Here is an 18308-nt window from a genome sequence, read left to right as displayed (position 1 = left end):
GCTACGCCTTCTTACCTATTGTGTTCGCAATCGTCATTGCTTGCGCCACAACATTACCTATTTCTGTTCCACTTTCAGGCAGCAACACAATGGAAGACTCTTTTGCAATTTTCTCTTTCGCCTGAATAGCGCCTTTCGCCAGCTCAAGCTGCACCGCTTTTTGACCCTCTTGGGTTGCGGCCGCTTTACCCACGGTTTCAATGGCTTCTGCATCTGCTTGAGCAACACGAATAATCGCTTGCGCTTCACCGTCAGCTTTTAGTATTTGCTCTTCTCTATCGGCTTCAGCGGCAAGAACGATGGCTTGCTTATCACCTTCGGCGCGGTTAATCGCTGCTTGACGATCACCTTCAGATTCTAAAATCTGGGCGCGTTTTAATCGTTCCGCCTTCATTTGCTGTTCCATCGCATCTAGCACTGAATTCGGTGGGTTAATATCTTTTAGCTCGTAACGCAATACCTGAACGCCCCATGGCGCAGCGGCTTCGTTAAGCGCAGACACAATATTAGTATTCAATAAGTCTCGCTCTTCGAAGGTTTTGTCCAATTCCATTTTTCCAAGTTCAGAGCGCATGGTGGTTTGCGCCAACTGCGTTACCGCAAACGTATAATCTTCCACACCGTAAGTGGCTTTGTAAGGGTCTACCACTTTGAAATACAACACACCATCAACACTTAGAGTGATGTTGTCTTTAGTGATGGCAGATTGCTCTGGAACGTCGCCCGCCTGCTCTTTTAAAGAGCGGTTTGCAGCAACCTTATCAATAAACGGAACAATAAAGTTAAGGCCGGCTTCCAAGGTGGTGTTGTATTTACCAAAGCGCTCAATGATGTACGCACGGTTTTGAGGTACAAATTTTATTGACGATTTAAGGGTAATAACAATTAGCACAAGTAAGATGATTTGATACGAAAAAACGTATCCTAGTAAGGTGTCTAATTCCATTTACGTACTCCTGAACGATTAATACAATGGCTTCAATTAGTGTTTATATCACAATAATTAAACACTAAAAGCAGTTAAATTGTGAGGGAACGTTTCAATTGACTAGTGAGCGCGGCAATCATTGGACACCCACCGCTAGCGGGTAATCAAATACATACTTACTTAACACAGCTATTTTCTCCTGCGTTTTAACAGCTTAGCTCCCGCTCAAAAAACAACCATTGCCATACATAGAAGTATTATGTAAGTTATACCTAACACTCCTATGCAAAGAGACGCTATGGCTTCAATAATTGCAAAAGACTTAGTCGCGGCTTCGGCAACGCCGTTAATACTCTCTATTTTGAAGAATGGTGACAGTTATGGTTACGAAATTATTCAGCAGGTAAAAGAGCATTCAAACGGTTTGCTTGAATGGGCAGATGGAATGCTATATCCCATTTTACATCGCATGGAGAAAAACGACTTCATTGAATCCTATTGGGGTAAGGCCGACACGGGTAGAAAGCGAAAGTATTACACCTTGCAGGATGAAGGCCGCAAAGAATTAATTAAGATGCAAGAGCAGTGGCATCAGCTATACACTTTACTTATGTCTTTTAAAGGAGAATAACGCATGTTTGATCTCGATAACGCTGTTGAGAATTGGTGTAATAAGGTTGTCTCTCACAACATTTGGGATGCAGATAAAGTTGATGAATTGAAAGACCACTTATATTGCATTATCGAACAAGATGTAAATTCAGGTACCAATGAACAGCTCGCTTTCGAAAAAGCGACCAGTGAATTGGGCTACCCCGAAGCAGAGATGGGGGCGTCTTCTGGCCGAGCCAAAATTATTCAAAGAATATGTCGAGTAATAAATAAAATTGAAGGCAATTCCTCGTCAGATTCACCATTAGTGCTCGGTCATGCGATAATATGGGCCAGCGTAATGCTTGCTATGGCTTTAGTTGTTGATGATAAAGACACGAATGGAGCTGTACTGATGATTTTAACACTAGGTTGGTTTGCCAGCTTCATGACTCTTGATGGTACTAAGGCTTCAGCAAAAAAAGAATGGGCTTGTTTAAAGCGCTTCGTTGAACGAAAAATGTCTTAATTCTTTAGGACAATTGGTTCTGGCGTGGACTTAACGTGATTTTGGTGTACTTGAATAAATAGATATGATTTGGTCATGTATACTGCGGGGAGCAGAGAAGTTGGTCGGTGTGAGAGGATTTGAACCTCCGACCCCTGACACCCCATGACAGTGCGCTACCAAGCTGCGCCACACACCGACCGAAAGAGCCGATAAGTCTACTTATTTTTAGTCACAATGCAACGACAATTACACAAATCCTTGGTTAAGCGCTTAATTGCTAATCAGTTTGTAATATAAAACTGCAAATTCCGGTGCACAACGCCGTTTTTATAACGTTAAATAACACACACCTGTTACCACTAAGGCAACAATTACGTTAAGCACTATGCCCTCTCGTGCCATGGTTTTTATATCAAACTTCTCGGTGGAATAAGCAATTGCGTTTGGCGCGGTAGCTACTGGCAGCATAAACGCACAACTAGCGCTAATAGCGGCGGGTATCATTAGTAGTTTAGGATCTACACCTACCGCAAAGCCTGCTGCCGCTAATATTGGCATAAGTAGTGTGGCTGTGGCGGTATTCGATGTAATTTCGGTCAAGAAGGTTACAAATAAACAGATACCCAGAATAAGGAAAATTACCGGTAGGGTTGAAAGCCCGGTAAGCCACTCCCCCATTAGCACGCTCAAGCCCGATGATCTAAACGCTTTAGCAATACAAATACCACCAGCGAACAATAACAACATGCCCCAAGGAATATTATTGGCGGTTTTCCAGTCGAGTAATTTGTCGTGTTGGCCTTTGCGCGTTTCAGTGGCAGGCGTTGTTTCACCGTTATTGGTCATAAACATGGCCACAACACCGGCTACCGCAATGGTGCTATCGCTAATAGTGGTAATACCTAACCACGCACTCCAGAACGGCCTGAATACCCATGCCATGGCGACGGTGCCGAATATCGCCAAAACGCGCTTTTCGGCCACTGTCCATTTGCCTGGTTGAGGTAAAGCAATGTTACCCACTTGCGTCAATCCCCGTGCTAGCCACAACGCCATTAGCGGAATAGAGACCAGTACAATGGGCACCCCAGTTTTCATCCACTCAATAAAGCTGTATTCATGCCCTTGCGTTTCTTCATAAACGCTCATAAAAATAATATTGGGCGGCGTGCCAATGGGCGTGCCCACGCCGCCTAGACTTGCGGCATAAGCAATACCTAAAATAAGGGCTACACCAAATCGTGGGTTTTCCATAGCATTAATAATGGCCATGGCCATAGGTAGCATCATTAAAATGGTGGCGGTATTACTTATCCACATACTTAAAATAGCGGTGGTCAGCATAAAACTTAATATTAGCTTTAGCGGGCTTCCCGCCCCGGTGACTCGTAGCATATAAATAGCGAACCGTTGATGCAGGTTAGCTTTCTCTAACCCTTTCGATAGCATGAACGCCGCCATTAGCAAGATAATAACGTGGCTACCTAGCGATGAAGCCGCTTCGGTATGGGTCAATACACCGGCAAGAGGAAATAGTGCAAACGGGATAAGTGAAGTGGCTGGTATGGGCAGTGCTTCCGTCACCCATAATATAGCCACAAACAAGGTAATGCCTGCGGTAAGGGCAATATCAGCGCTTATATTTGAAAAATAAATACCTGAGCCAAGCGCTAGTGAAGTAATAAGGGCAACAAGAATAATAAACGAGCTTTTGTCGAACGGCTTATCGGCACTCATTGCGCATCCTTATTTATACTTTATTTCATGTTTTGTTACATGCTTTGCTTTATAGAATTTATTCGCTGTAGAATTCAGGCGCTGTTTTTATCGTCTGACGATATACGGCTGGCCACGGCACCGTCTTGCCCTTTGTATTTTGCATCTACGCGGGCATTGTATGGCTTTTCGGCGGGGTTCGATAACACTTCAAAGCTTAACGCACCAATTTTCATTTTTGGGCGAAGGGCTAAAGGCAGTTTTCCGCTGTTATAGAATTCCAGCACAATATTACCCGACCAACCTGGATCGATTCTGTGCGCGGTTACATGTACCATCAGGCCTAATCTTGCTAGCGATGAGCGCCCATCTAACCAGCCTACAATATAATCTGGCAACGTCACAGATTCATGAGTGATTGCCAGTGCAAGCTCGCCTGGGTGCAAGAAAAATGCTTTACCTTCAGGTAATTCAATTTCGTCACTCATTACATGGTCTAGCGCTTCTTGTACCTGCGCTTTAGGGCCACTTAAATCGATGTAAGGTGCTTGATGATCTTCAAATACGCGAAATTTATTACCTAGGCGAATATCTACCGTCACCCCACTAATTTCTTCGTAGTCGGGGGTTGGGTCTATTTTTATTTTCCCAGCTTTTAAATGTTTGTATATATCGCGATCGCAAAGGCGCATAAGCGGTAAGTCCTTACTATAAAGTGTGCGGTATTATGCGTATGTAGCACTCGCCAATCAACTGGCTATAAGCTCTATTTACTTTAAATACCAAAATTAATAACTGAGACGGTTAAAAGTGACTAATTTCTGTTTAAATTTATCATTTACAGCTTACTGTTAACGCCAATGGGGTCGCCTTTAATATGCTTGCTTTGCTGCGTTCTGGGCACAACGGTTAACGCTAATTGCATCGACAACGCTCTAGCGGCTTCGCGGTAGCTTTCACTTAATGGGCTCTCAGGTGCACTTACCAACAGTGGCGTACCCGCATCGGCGTGTTCGCGCACGGTGATATCGAGTGGTAATTGGCCTAGTAGTGGCAAGCCATGTCGCTCAGCTAAGATTTCGCCGCCATCTTTTGAAAACACATAGTCTTTGGTGCCACAGGCGCGACATTGGTAATAACTCATGTTTTCAACTAGCCCCAATACTGGCACACTCACTTTTTCGAACATGCTAATGCCTTTTTGGGCATCGGCTAAAGCTAAGTCTTGGGGTGTGGTTACTACTACCGCAGCAGTTAGCGGCACTTGTTGTGCCATAGTAAGCTGAATGTCGCCAGTACCCGGTGGCATGTCTACAATTAAGTAGTCGAGCACTGGCCACAAGGTTTCGTCAATAAGCTGTTTTAATGCCCTACTCGCCATTGGGCCGCGCCATACTGCTGCGTCTTCTTGTGGCACTAGGTAGCCGATAGAGTTTGCCACCAATCCATGGGCGCTTAACGGCTGCATGTGTTTGTTATCACTACTATGAGGGTGTGCATCCGTATTGCCCAACATAATAGGCACAGATGGGCCGTAAATGTCAGCATCTAAAATGCCTACACTTGCCCCTTCTTGCATAAGTGCAAAGGCCAAATTAATACTTGTGGTCGACTTCCCTACCCCGCCTTTGCCTGATGCCACGGCAATAATATTTTTAATATTATTTACGGCAGTGTTTTTAGTTTCGCCCGACGCTATGTTTTGGCTAACGATGAGTTGCTGCTCGGAAAGCTCGCCTTTTAGTGCTTCTAGCACGTAAGCTTTAATTGTTGCTTGCTGAGTTTTATAACAAAACGGTAAGTTGATGGTGAATGTGTTGGAAGGAGTTTCGTGATCAGCTTTCTTGTTGTCAGCTTTTTCGCTACCAGCTTTTTTGTCACCAATGGCTTGATCTGAACCTAACTTATCTGCACACCATTGTGCGGTAATGTCGGCTTCAATACTGAAATAGCTGGCTAAAATAGCCGCAACTCTGTCTATGAGTGGCTTAGCTTTACGGGAAAAGAACATAAATTATCCTGTCTACGGGGTATTTTGTGAATTTCGTAATGCAAAAAACGCGGATTTCCGCTAGTATTTGCAGCCATTTTGAAACGCGAAGAATCTATACGTTATTATGTCTGAAAATCGCCGCATTCTGGTAACCAGTGCGTTGCCCTACGCCAATGGCTCTATTCACTTAGGCCACTTGCTTGAACACATTCAAACCGATATCTGGACACGGTTTCAGCGTCTGCGTGGAAACGAATGTTACAGTGTTTGTGCCGATGATGCACACGGTACACCTGTTATGCTTAAAGCGCAGGAACTGGGTATTACACCAGAAGAAATGGTGGCCAGAACTCGTGCAGAGCATCACCAAGACCTGCTCGATTTTCACGTAGAGTACGACAACTACTATGTAACCCATTCGCCTGAAAACAAGGCGTTGTGTGAAGAAATTTACACTCGTTTAGATAACGCCGGTTACATTAGCAAGCGTACGATTAATCAATTATACGATCCGCAAAAAGAAATGTTTTTGCCAGACCGCTTCGTTAAGGGTACCTGCCCTAGCTGTGGTGCTGAAGATCAAAACGGCGATAGCTGTGATGTGTGCGGCGCAACCTACAGCCCTACTGAGGTTAAAAACCCTCGCAGTGTGGTATCTGGCGCTACGCCAGTATTGAAAGAATCTGAACATTTCTTTTTCGACCTTCCTAAGTTTGAAGACATGCTTAAAGGCTGGATCCGCTCGGGTGCCCTGCAAGAAGAAATGGCCAACAAGCTTCAAGAGTGGTTTACCGAAGGTTTGCAGCAGTGGGATATTAGCCGCGACGCCCCTTATTTTGGGTTTGAAATTCCAGGTGCCCCGAATAAGTTTTTCTATGTATGGGTAGATGCCCCCGTTGGCTACATGGCCAGCTTTAAAAACTTCTGCGACCAAAATAACTTGGAATTCGACGATTTCTGGAAAGCCGATTCAGACGCCGAGCTTTACCACTTTATTGGTAAAGACATTACCTACTTCCACTGCCTTTTTTGGCCTGCGATGCTAGAAGGTGCGGGTTACCGTAAGCCTACTGGTGTAAATATTCACGGTTTTGTTACGGTGAATGGGGCGAAAATGTCTAAGTCTCGCGGCACCTTTATTAAAGGGCGCACTTATCTTGACCACTTAAACCCAGAGTACTTACGTTATTACTTTGCGTCTAAGCTTGGCGATAGCGTGACAGATATCGACTTAAACTTTACCGATTTCGCTCAAAAAGTGAATTCAGACTTAGTAGGTAAGGTAGTAAACATTGCTAGCCGGTGTGCCAGCTTTATTACTAAGCGTTTTGACGGCAAATTGTCTGACAACGTGTTAGAGCCAGAGCTTATTGCCGAGTTCCAAAATGCAGCCGACACTATTGCCGATTTATTCGAGCGCCGTCGTTACCATCAAGCGATACGTGAAATCATGACATTGGCCGATAAAGCCAACCAGTTCATTGATACCAACGCCCCTTGGGTAACTATTAAAGACGAAACCAAACAGCAATTCACTCACGATGTATGCTCGTTGGGTATTAATATGTTCCGCCTGTTGGTCATTTACTTAAAACCTGTGCTTCCAGTATTGGCAGAAAAAGCGGAAGGCTTCTTGAACGATGAGTTTACGTGGTCGTCTCTTGAAACCGTGCTAACGGGCCACGCTATCAACAAGTTTAAGCCAATGATGCAACGTGTAGAAATGGAGAAAGTAGACGCCATGGTTGATGATTCAAAAGAAAACCTAGAACCAACAAAGCCAGCGGTTAGCCCAGACAGCCCGTTAGGTAAAGATCCTATCAGCGAGACAATCTCGTTCGATGACTTCGCTAAAGTAGATTTACGTATTGCACGTATCGCCAACGCTGAGCATGTTGAAAAGGCCGATAAACTTTTACGTTTAGAACTAGATTTGGGCGGCGAAACAAAGCAGGTATTTGCCGGTATTAAGTCTGCCTACTCACCTGAAGCGTTAATTGGAAAGCATACCGTAATGGTGGCTAACCTAGCACCGCGTAAGATGCGCTTTGGTATGTCTGAAGGCATGGTTTTAGCTGCCGGCCCGGGGGGTGATGAGCTTTATATCTTAGAGCCACACGAAGGTGCATTGCCTGGTATGCGCGTTAAGTAATATTGGGTTGCTGACTTTTTAGGTAAACGAACCGCTAGAAAATTTGAAAGCCGTGTTGATAGTCTCAACGCGGCTTTTTTGTTTGTGGGGAAAATGATGTAGATTTTCTTGTTTCTCTGCCTAGTTTAAAAGTGGACATCCATGTTTTAACGCCCACTAAAAACATGGACACCCACTTTTAAAACCCCAGTTCTATTGCGGACACTCACTTTTATATTGCCAAGGCGAATTGTGGGTGTCTTGTTTTTGGCTCTCGTCAAATCGGTGATAAAGGTGGGCATCCATGTTTTAACCCCAATCAAAAAATGGACATCCACTGATTAATATTCCAAATTAACGTGGGTGTCCACGTTTAAGCACCCAGAAATATCGTGGGTGTCCATGTTTCGGCTTAGACTAAAACTGTGGGTGTCTCAGCTTTTGGCTTTATTATAGGAAGAGGTTCTGGCGCTCGCGGCACCAACAGGAGAGAACTGACGTTTTAGTTGAAGTTTCGGGCGAATAGCCGTCATAGGCATTACCCGCTTTCTGGCCAATATTACGTAAACGGCACTACACCATGGGAAATAAGTGGAAAGGTATTGCTGAATGTTATTCGCGTAACCCCATCGCTGTTCAAAAAACAATGTAGAAAACATAATTTGGCGCTGTTCTACAATTTCAAAGCCCAACAGCTGCAACCAATCTTTAATGCGATATGAGGTAAAAAAACGAGCGTCATGCAGTTTATTGTCGCGCTTGACCGGTAAGTACTTGGCGATGCCGGCTAAACTCAGCGGGTTGAACCCGCTAATAATAACGTAACCACTTTGAGTAATAACTCTGTCTACTTCCCGTAAAATTTCGTGAGGGTCTTGCGCAAAGTCCAATTCATTGGCTAGTAAAAAGCCATCTATGCTGTTTTCAGAAAATGGCAGCTGATGTGACTGTCCTACTATTTTGGGGCTTGCTGAACTATCAACGCTTTCTATCCGCCCATCACTATTACTCGCACTTTCACTTATCTCATCACGCTCTAAATGCATCGCACTAAATGGCACTTGGCTAACAATGTTACGTATTGGGCTTTTCACCAAAGGAATTTGAGCACTTAAACTGCCGAGTTTCACGAAGTGATACCCAAAAATGCGTTGGGTGTAGTCGTCGCACACTTGCGTGATGGCTTGCTTAATTTGCTCTCCTGCTGGAAAGTCGGTCCAGTCTTCAGGATAACGGGGTGCTTGGGAGCGAAATGCTGATCTCATAGATGCTAAGCGTGCCTTAAGGTTGCTCTGTGTACAACAAGTTCTTATAGTATCGCATAATTATACCTACACAAGCAGGTGCACCATGACGACTGACGTTCTTCCTCACGGCATTTCAATTTTTCCAATAGAAGCATTTAGCGACAATTACATCTGGTGTATTCACAATAACGACCAAGCGATCGTTGTCGACCCAGGCGATGCGGAGCCCGTACTCTCGTTTTTAAACAGTGAAAACCTACATTTAGCGGCCGTGTTAATTACGCATCATCATCATGACCACACGGGTGGCATTGCCAAATTAATGTCGGCAAACCCAGGCCTTCCCGTTATCGGCCCAAGAGGGGGACATATTCGTGGCATCACTAAATCCGTTTCGCAAGGCGATACCTTACAGCTTCCTGTATTAGATTTAGAATTCCAAGTAATGGAAGTGCCCGGTCATACACTCGATCATATTGCGTTTTTTGGCCACAACGTTTTGTTTTGTGGTGATACATTATTTTCAGCAGGTTGTGGCCGGTTATTCGAAGGTTCGCCTGAACAAATGTTGCACTCGTTGAACAAGCTGAAGCGCTTGCCCGACAACACGCTGGTTTACTGTACCCACGAATATACTCAATCGAACGTACGCTTCGCATTAGAAGTAGAACCAGAAAATCAAAACCTACAAAACTATTCATCGTGGGTAGATAAAAAGCGAGAAATGGGTATGCCAACCCTGCCCTCATATTTGGCAGAGCAAAAACAAATTAACCCTTTCTTACGTTCTCATGAACTTTCTGTACAAACTGCTGCCGAAGCTTATTGCGAAAAAAACATGGGCGACGATGTAGCGGTATTTGCTGCAGTTCGGCGCTGGAAAGATGAGTTTTAATGCAAAACTAACGCACTGAAGGTAGAATGTGCGGTTTGCAGGTATTCGAGAGGTCCCTTCTACATGCAGTTGAAGTTGTTTGTTTTGTCACCCGTTTTATTAGCGTTAGGGCTAAGTGGGTGCCAAATCACCGAAGAACAAATACAAGAAGACGTGGCGAATGTACAAAATGTTGAAGGCGCTACTGAACCCTGCAACACATTATACGACACGCCAGAAGCAATTGAAGACTGTGAAATAGCGCGCGAAGGCGTTATTGATGTAGTGCACCCTAAAGATAATCTGCTGTCGGAAGCAGAAGAGCTTATTGACGATCCTTCAGTAGAAACCGAAGCCATTATTACCAACGTGTGGCAGCGAGTAAGCGATGGGCTTGATTTATACATTCCCGATGATCGCCGCGTTGATGTGCAAAAAAACTGGTATTTAAAGCATCCAGAGTACATGAAACGTGTGGTTACTCGTGCCAAGCCGTTTCTTTACTACATTGTTGATGAAATAGAAAAGCGTGATATGCCAATGGAATTGGTGTTATTGCCCATTGTTGAAAGTGCTTTCGACCCTTTTGCCTACTCTCATGGCCGAGCCGCTGGTATGTGGCAATTTATTCCCGGCACGGGCAAGCGTTTCGGAATGGAGCAAACCTGGTGGTACGATGGGCGTCGTGACGTTATAGCGTCCACAAAAGGTGCTTTAGATTACCTAACCTATTTATCGAACATGTTCGATGGCGATTGGCTACATGCTCTAGCGGCGTATAACAGTGGCGAAGGCAGAGTTTCAAAAGCCATTCGCGCAAATAAAAAAGCCGGTAAGCCTACCGATTTTTGGTCGTTAAACTTACCTCGTGAAACGCGTGCGTATGTACCGAAATTATTAGCATTGGCAGACATTTTAAAACATCGTGATGAATATGCTTTTGCATGGCCTGAAGTTGAAAACGTCGCCGTTATCGAAGTGGTTGATATTGGTTCACAGGTAGATTTGGCCTTTGCTGCCGACCTTGCGGGCATGACGCTTAAAGAGTTACATGCATTGAACCCTGGCTTTAACCGCTGGGCTACTGCTCCAGAGGGCCCGCATAGATTAGTGTTACCGTTAACCGAAGCCGCTGATTTTAGTGATGCGCTTGCTAAAATTGATCGTACCGACCGATTGAATTGGGTACGTCATACGGTGAAGCCTGGCGATAGCTTAGGGAAACTTGCGAATAAATATCACACCACTGTAAAAGTGATTAAGCAAGTTAATGAGCTTAACTCTAACGTTATTCGTATTGGCCAACCCATTATGGTACCTGTGGCCTTGAAAGCGCTAGATAATTACGACCTATCACAAGGCCAGCGTTTAGCCAGTGTGCAAAACAAAAAGCACGGTGCATATAAAGTTACCCATACTATTCGCTCAGGTGATACGTTATGGGATATTGCACGTAAATATGGCGTTACTACTAAAAAACTAGCGAGTTGGAACAATATGGCGCCTGGCGACATGCTCCATCTTGGGAAAAAATTAGTGGTTTGGCAGAATAACAATAGCAACTCAAAAAACGCTGATGCTATAACCAAACGCGTAACCTATACGGTTAGAAACGGTGATTCCCTGTCGCGCATTGCGAATAAATTCAATGTCAGCATCAGCAATATTGGCAAATGGAATAACATTAATACATCGCGTTACTTACAGCCGGGCCAGAAGCTAAAGCTGTTTGTAGACGTCACTAGATTAAATAGCACAGGCTAAATAGCAAAGGATAGAGCAATGCTAAGGATTAACCGGGACAATTTACGTAACAGTCATGAAACGCCCTGGTTGATCTTAGATTTAGTCATGCTGGGTATTTTATTTTTAAACCTAGCATGGCTAATTTTCGATGCCTTGTACGCTACCGATTTTATCTATTCTCAAATAGATGCCTTCTTCCCCGCTTTAATTAACGCTTACGACCCCATTCATCACAACTTCTTGTTGGTTGATTTAGTCTTCATTGGCATTTTTCTCACTGAGTTTTGTTTTAGGTGGATTGTTGCCATCGTGCGCAAAGAGCACCTGCGTTGGTATTTTTTCCCTTTTCTGCATTGGTACGATTTAGTTGGACTAATTCCTCTTGGGGCTACGCGGCTGTTCCGCTTCCTACGCATATTTTCAATTTTGCATCGGCTGCACAAATATCAAATTATTGATTTAAACCGCACCGCAATTTTTCGGTTCTTCGCCTTCTATTACGATGTATTTGTTGAAGAGCTTAGCGACAGAATTGTGGTGAAAGTATTAAGCGATGCGCAAAAAGACATTGCCGCAGGCTCACCATTGGTAGATGAGATTACCGAGCAAGTCCTTGCACCACGCCGCCCTGTTATTACCCAATGGATGGCGGGTGTTATTAATCACTTAGGGCAATCGATAAGTAACGACGAACATGGTGAAGTGATACGTGAACATGTTCGCAAAAGTGTAGGCAAAGCGGTACGTGGAAACTCCCAGGTGTCTACGCTTAATTACTTACCCATAATTGGTAAAACAATTGAAAACACACTGGAGGAATCGGTAACCGATATTGTCACCATGTCGCTGGTAAATTTGTTGTCTGATTTAGATGCTGATCGCATCGACCATTTCATCTCAGTGGGTATGCATGATTACACCCCTACAGCCGATGCATTAGATAAAGAAGTATTACAGGTGGTGAATGAATGCTTAGAATTGATGAAAGGACACATTGCACAACAGCGCTGGAAATCAGAGCTCGCTAAAAAAGAATCTACGATGCCAGTAACAGCGCCTTCAGAGGATACAACAATAAAAAGGAACTTGTAGATACACCTTTGCAAAATTAAAACCTAATGATAACCATTATCATTTCAATACTCATATGGTAGACTTCTGACCAATACCATTGGTTGTTAGTCTTACATTTTGAGGAAATAAAGAATGTCGAACGGTCGTAAAGGTTGGTTTTACCCTTCCTTAACCGCATTAGCGATAGCGGTAGCTACATCACCAGTTGCACAAGAACAAGACGATGAAAGCCTTGAGCACATTGAAGTTAACCCTATGCAGTCGTACAGAAGTACGGCGACTAAGTCTTCTTTGCGCCCTATCGATTCGCCTGTCAGTATTAGTGTTATCGATCAAGAACTTTTGCAATTGCGCCAAGCACAATCTGTGTCAGAAGCCTTGCGCTATAGCTCCGGTGTAACGACTGAAAGTCGCCCAACCATCACTATTTTTGACCAATTTACCATTCGTGGATTCGATACCTACCAAACTTTTTACGATGGCCTACCCCTTTTAAGTAACAACAGTTGGAATTTGTACCCGCAAGTAGACTCGTTCGCCACTGAATCATTAGAAATTCTAAAAGGCCCTGCATCGTCACTTTATGGACTAGTTCCTCCAGGTGGAATGGTGAATCAGGTGGCCAAATATCCAAAAGACGAAGACGAAACTTTGGTTCGTGCAGCGGTAGGTTCAGATAACTTATTTGAGCTTGGTGTAGATACTACCGGCCAACTTACCGACAACGCGCGCTTTCGTATTGTGGCACTTGGTAGAAAACAAGATGGATTTCAGGACACTACTGAGAATGAGCGCTACACCATTGCGCCTTCTGTAACCGTAGATATTAGCAAGGCAACGGAGCTTACCCTTTCTGCGTACTATCAAGACGACCCTGAAATGGTGCCCTCTACCCCACTTCCAGGCGTTGGTACCCTTTACGAAGCACCTTATGGCAAGCTTGACGCTAGTGTTTACGCCGGTGATAAAAACTGGAACAGTTATTCTCGGGAAGTGCTTATGCTTGGCTATAAACTGAACCATGAATTTAGTGAAAACTGGTCAGTATTACAAAAATTTCGCTACACCGATGCGGATGCCCTGCAGCAAAACTCGTATCATTCTGGTGAACCAACGGATGGAATTTTCCTTACCCGTTCAGCGTACCTTACCGATGAAGAAATTGATGGTGTGACCGTTGATACGCAGGTCGCAGGTTTTGTGAAAACTGGCGATGTATCACACAACCTGTTATTCGGTGTGGATTATCAAAATTCCGACTCAACCGTAGCGTATCGCGATACATTAACCACAGATACGCCAGTGCTTGATTTAAGCAATATTGATAACGACCTTTTCGATGTAAGTTCGCTGCCACTGGATTTCTATCAAGAAGATCACGTTATCGACATTGAGCAAATTGGCTTTTATCTTCAAGACGAAATTCGTATCGATAATTTCACGTTCTTACTTAATGGTCGATATGATCAATTTGAAAGTACCGATGTAGCTGAAAATGAGTACGCTGGCTTCCCTTACGGCAGCACCACAGAAATTGACCAGAATGAGTTTTCAGGCCGTGTAGCAGCTATGTACACGTTTGACTCAGGGTGGCGCATGTATGCGAACTACTCTGAATCTTTCGAACCTGTTTCAGGCACCGACTCAGTTACTGGCGAAGCTTTCAAACCTACTACAGCTGACCAAGTTGAAGTGGGTACTAAATATATTAGCGGTGATGGCGCAACCACGTTTACGGGGGCGTACTTCGTACTGACGAAACAAAATGTAGTGGTCAATACGTCAGACTTTGCGCAATATACACAAAATGGTGAAGTTGAATCTAAAGGGATTGAGCTAGAACTTAATACCCGCGTGACCAACGCACTATCGGTTCAAGCAAATGCGACTTTCCTTGATATGGAAGTGACCGAAGATACATTAGACCCAGACGTAGTAGGTAAAACACCGGTATGGGTTGCTGAAGAAAGTGCCTCTGTTTGGGCAAACTACTTTTTCGACGATGCTCTAGACGGGTTAATGTTAGGTGCAGGTGTACGTTACGTGGGTGAAACCCAAGTAGATAAGTACAACACCGACACTGTGCCTTCTTACACCTTGGTTGATGCGGTATTGTCTTACGACATGCCAGAGTATGATTTAAAACTGACGGGAAGCGTAAGTAACTTGACCGACAAAGAGTATGTTGGTGCTTGCTACGACACGAATAACTGTTGGTATGGTGCACAGCGTAGATTTGAAATTGGTATTGAAAAGCGTTTTTAAGCGAATGTTTTTTGATAATCAGGGCTTAGCCGATGATGTCAGCTAAGCCCTTTTTTGTTTTGAGCACCTACCCTCTGCGCCAAGTCGTACCTGCAGGCCCATCTTCTAACACTATATTCTTAGCGTTAAGTGCATCTCTCGCAGCATCTGCTGCAGCCCAATCTTTAGCTGCACGAGCATCGTTCCGCTGTTTTATCAACGCTTCTATTTCAGCGGCTTCATCATCGTTTTCGCTACCGCCTTTCAGGTAAGCATCTGGGTCGCTTTGCAGCATTCCCAAAATAGCACCTAAACCTTTAAGCACCGCAGCTAATTTACTCGCTTCTTCGGTATTATCTTTATTTCGGTTTATTTCACGCGCCACATCAAACAATACTGAAAATGCTTCAGGTACGTTTAAATCGTCATTCATGGCGGTTTCAAAGCGCGCTAAATAACCACCGTAGCTAAGGTCGGTAGATTCATCTACTGATACACCACGAAGCGCAGTGTATAAACGCTCTAATGCCGCTTTTGCTTGGGTAATGTTATCTTGCGAGTAACTTAACTGGCTACGGTAATGTGCCGACATTAAGAAGAAGCGCAAGGTTTCAGCATCGTGCTCTTGTAGTACGTCACGAAGGGTAAAAAAGTTACCTAACGACTTAGACATTTTCTCATCGTCTACTTGCACCATGCCTGCGTGCATCCACACGTTTACGTACGGTGTATCAAATGCGCAGCAAGACTGCGCCACTTCATTTTCATGGTGCGGGAACGTAAGGTCAGAACCTCCACCGTGAATATCAAAATGTGCACCCAAATGCTTTTTGTTCATAGCAGAACATTCAATGTGCCAACCGGGGCGGCCTTCACCCCACGGCGATTGCCATGCAGGCTCACCGGCTTTAGCGGGTTTCCACAACACAAAATCTAGCGGGTCATCTTTGTCCGATGTTACTTCAACACGGGATCCAGATTGAAGTTGATCTAAGTCCTGCTTGCTCAACTTGCCATATTCAGGGAATTTGCTTACATCAAATAATACATCGCCATTTGAGGCCTGATATGCAAAGCCTTTATCCATCAATATCTTAATAATATCGATGATCTCAACCATATGTCCGCTAACGGTTGGCTCTACGTCTGGCTCAAGTAAATTGATAGCCGCAAAGTCTTCATGCATCATGCCAATGGTGCGCTTAGTTAACGCTTGAAAGGTTTCACCGTTTTCATTAGCACGGGCAATAATTTTGTCGTCAATATCTGTGATATTACGAACGTACTTCACATCAAAACCCAAATGACGCAGGTATCGAACAAGTATGTCGAAACTAAGGTAAGTGCGAGCATGCCCCATATGGCTTAGGTCGTACACGGTAATACCACACACATACAAGCCCACCTTCCCTTCTTGAAGCGGCACGAATTTCGCCTTGTCACGGGTACGGGTATTGTAAAGGTGTAGCATAAAGTGAATTCCTAAGTATCAAAATGGCCGCAAAGTTTAGCACTGTATGTGGCCAAATGGTAAGATTTTGCGATGCATTTTAGCATCGCTACTTCCCCGCATGGCTGGTTATGCGGTAATATTACTGGGTATTTACTTATTTAAAGGCAGGACACGAAGAAATGGTTACTCTCAAAACAAACTTTGGTGACATCACCCTAGAATTATTTGAAGACAAAGCCCCTAAAACTGTAGAGAACTTTCTAGCTTATGTTAAAGAAGGTTTTTACGATGACACTATTTTTCACCGTGTGATTGACGGTTTCATGATTCAAGGTGGTGGTTTCACTGCAGATATGGATCAGAAAGACACCAAAGATACTATTGAAAATGAAGCAAACAACGGCGTTGCTAACGAAATTGGTACTATTGCGATGGCACGTACTAATGATCCGCATTCAGCAACTGCGCAGTTCTTCATTAACGTGGGTAATAACAGCTTCCTTAACCACACTAGCGAATCAGTGAATGGCTGGGGCTACTGCGCATTCGGTAAAGTTACCGACGGCATGGACGTAGTTGAGAAAATCAAAAACGTTAAAACCGGTTCAAGCGGTTATCATCAAGATGTACCTGTTGAGCCAGTTGTTATTGAAAAAGCGGTTGTAGCTTAGTGCTGTTAAGTGAGCATTTAAAACCTTAAATGCTCACTATCGCTACATCTTATTAAGCAAAGGCCGTACTCATTCAAAGCGGCCTCTTTTTTCGAAACGCCTTTCAAAGTTGTCCATTTCTATGTCATTTACCTACTTCATCGCTGATTTACACCTAAGTGCAGACCGCCCTGACATCACCGCGTGCCTAATGCAATTTTTAGAAAGCGATGCAAAGGAAGCCGATGCCTTATATGTGTTGGGCGATTTATTTGAAGTATGGATTGGCGATGATGACGTTACCCCATTTAATACCGCTATTGCAGAGGCATTCAAGACTTTAAGCCAACATGTGCCTATTTACTTTATGCATGGCAATCGCGATTTTGCGATACGCGAAGGCTGGACATACAAGGCGGGAATGACACTTATCAACGAACCCACCGTTATTGACCTATACGGGACACCCACACTTATCACCCACGGCGACGAGCTTTGCACTAACGATGTGGCCTATCAAAAATTCAGAAAGAAATCTCGCGGTTGGTGGTGGCCTAGGCTAATGCTAGCCTTGCCTTTATGGTACAGACGCCGCGTTGCAAGAAATGGTCGAGCGGAAAGTAAAGAGAACCAAAAGCACCTCAAGCCAGACATTATGGATGTGACACCCACAGAAGTGATTAAGGTTATGGAGCAGCACAATGTTCAACGCTTAATTCATGGACACACACACCGCCCTAACATTCATTCTCTTACCGCCAATGGCAAACCTGCAACCAGAATCGTGTTAGGTGACTGGTATGATCAAGGCAGCACATTGTGTGTATCACACTCCAATGTTATGTTACAACATCACACTTTTAAGTAGCGATATCTGATACTTAGCTTCCTGTCATACTAAAAATTTCATAAATTTAATTTTATTATTTGTCTTCAAAATACGCTTTTCCAACACTCTAATTTGTAAAGATAATTTACAAATAGTCTTGCCCTCCTTCTCTTAAATTTTGTACTTAGTAGTTGCTTTGTTAAAGCCCGTTCAAAAATCTGTCAAATAAACGTCACTTTCCCGATATATCGTTGAAAATAGCGCATTTAAATGATAACGAGAATCAATTTCATTTGGCGATTTGCGTACTAATTAACAATA

Annotated in this window: 15 protein-coding genes and 1 tRNA gene; 9 read left to right on the top strand and 7 right to left on the bottom strand. The window is 43.9% G+C overall.

Annotated features, from left to right (window positions below):
- Position 1 precedes the first annotated feature (1 nt).
- Positions 2-946, bottom strand: coding sequence for an SPFH domain-containing protein (locus KYS23_RS09050; protein ID WP_218396656.1), 945 nt, complete (start codon positions 944-946; stop codon positions 2-4).
- 280 nt (positions 947-1226) lie between these two features.
- On the opposite strand from KYS23_RS09050, the gene KYS23_RS09045 reads away from it, so the two are divergent.
- Together KYS23_RS09045 and KYS23_RS09040 are read left to right on the top strand one after the other, a co-directional pair.
- The gene (locus KYS23_RS09045; RefSeq protein WP_218396654.1) at positions 1227-1559 is read left to right on the top strand and encodes a PadR family transcriptional regulator; all 333 of its coding nucleotides are present in this window, start codon (positions 1227-1229) and stop codon (positions 1557-1559) included.
- 3 nt (positions 1560-1562) lie between these two features.
- Complete coding sequence (locus KYS23_RS09040; RefSeq protein WP_218396652.1) at positions 1563-2048, top strand: hypothetical protein; 486 nt, start codon at positions 1563-1565, stop codon at positions 2046-2048.
- 101 nt (positions 2049-2149) lie between these two features.
- Here KYS23_RS09040 and KYS23_RS09035 read toward each other — a convergent pair.
- The 4 genes from KYS23_RS09035 to apbC form a co-directional block, all read right to left on the bottom strand.
- Positions 2150-2226 (bottom strand) — tRNA-Pro (locus tag KYS23_RS09035).
- 131 nt (positions 2227-2357) lie between these two features.
- Positions 2358-3767 (bottom strand): SLC13 family permease, encoded by a 1410-nt coding sequence (locus KYS23_RS09030; RefSeq protein WP_218418438.1) that lies wholly within the window; start codon positions 3765-3767, stop codon positions 2358-2360.
- Between the two features lie 74 nt (positions 3768-3841).
- Positions 3842-4438, bottom strand: a complete 597-nt coding sequence (gene dcd / locus KYS23_RS09025) for a dCTP deaminase (protein WP_159531765.1) — start codon at positions 4436-4438, stop codon at positions 3842-3844.
- 146 nt (positions 4439-4584) lie between these two features.
- Entirely contained in the window at positions 4585-5757 is a 1173-nt protein-coding gene (gene apbC, locus KYS23_RS09020; RefSeq protein ID WP_159531767.1) for an iron-sulfur cluster carrier protein ApbC, read from the bottom strand.
- A gap of 106 nt (positions 5758-5863) precedes the next feature.
- Between apbC and metG the strand changes: the two genes are divergently transcribed.
- Positions 5864-7891 (top strand): methionine--tRNA ligase, encoded by a 2028-nt coding sequence (gene metG / locus KYS23_RS09015; protein ID WP_218396646.1) that lies wholly within the window; start codon positions 5864-5866, stop codon positions 7889-7891.
- A 413-nt stretch (positions 7892-8304) separates the two neighbouring features.
- Here the strand turns inward: metG and KYS23_RS09010 are convergent, their stop codons facing one another.
- A complete protein-coding gene (locus KYS23_RS09010; RefSeq protein WP_159531771.1) occupies positions 8305-9135 on the bottom strand; it encodes a class I SAM-dependent methyltransferase in 831 nt (276 codons plus the stop codon).
- 85 nt (positions 9136-9220) lie between these two features.
- Here KYS23_RS09010 and gloB point away from each other — a divergent pair, with 85 nt between their 5' ends.
- From gloB to KYS23_RS08990, 4 genes are all read left to right on the top strand, one after another.
- Positions 9221-10012 (top strand): hydroxyacylglutathione hydrolase, encoded by a 792-nt coding sequence (gene gloB / locus KYS23_RS09005; protein ID WP_159531773.1) that lies wholly within the window; start codon positions 9221-9223, stop codon positions 10010-10012.
- 63 nt (positions 10013-10075) lie between these two features.
- The gene (locus tag KYS23_RS09000) at positions 10076-11755 is read left to right on the top strand and encodes a lytic transglycosylase (RefSeq protein ID WP_159531775.1); all 1680 of its coding nucleotides are present in this window, start codon (positions 10076-10078) and stop codon (positions 11753-11755) included.
- 18 nt (positions 11756-11773) lie between these two features.
- Positions 11774-12829, top strand: coding sequence for an ion transporter (locus KYS23_RS08995; RefSeq protein WP_159531777.1), 1056 nt, complete (start codon positions 11774-11776; stop codon positions 12827-12829).
- A gap of 114 nt (positions 12830-12943) precedes the next feature.
- Complete coding sequence (locus tag KYS23_RS08990) at positions 12944-15076, top strand: TonB-dependent siderophore receptor (protein WP_218418437.1); 2133 nt, start codon at positions 12944-12946, stop codon at positions 15074-15076.
- 67 nt (positions 15077-15143) lie between these two features.
- Here the strand turns inward: KYS23_RS08990 and cysS are convergent, their stop codons facing one another.
- Positions 15144-16526 carry a cysteine--tRNA ligase gene (gene cysS, locus KYS23_RS08985; protein WP_159531781.1) on the bottom strand — a complete coding sequence of 461 codons (1383 nt, stop codon included), beginning with the start codon at positions 16524-16526 and terminating at the stop codon, positions 15144-15146.
- A gap of 161 nt (positions 16527-16687) precedes the next feature.
- Between cysS and KYS23_RS08980 the strand changes: the two genes are divergently transcribed.
- Together KYS23_RS08980 and lpxH are read left to right on the top strand one after the other, a co-directional pair.
- Positions 16688-17179, top strand: coding sequence for a peptidylprolyl isomerase (locus KYS23_RS08980; RefSeq protein WP_159531783.1), 492 nt, complete (start codon positions 16688-16690; stop codon positions 17177-17179).
- Positions 17180-17300: 121 nt separating this feature from the next.
- The gene (gene lpxH / locus KYS23_RS08975) at positions 17301-18026 is read left to right on the top strand and encodes a UDP-2,3-diacylglucosamine diphosphatase (protein ID WP_159531785.1); all 726 of its coding nucleotides are present in this window, start codon (positions 17301-17303) and stop codon (positions 18024-18026) included.
- Positions 18027-18308: the final 282 nt, after the last annotated feature.

The sequence above is a fragment of the Alteromonas lipotrueae genome (assembly GCF_019249255.1).
Classification (GTDB): domain Bacteria; phylum Pseudomonadota; class Gammaproteobacteria; order Enterobacterales; family Alteromonadaceae; genus Alteromonas; species Alteromonas lipotrueae.
Note: the sequence above shows the minus strand (reverse complement) of the source record. Positions and strands in the feature narration are given on the sequence as shown.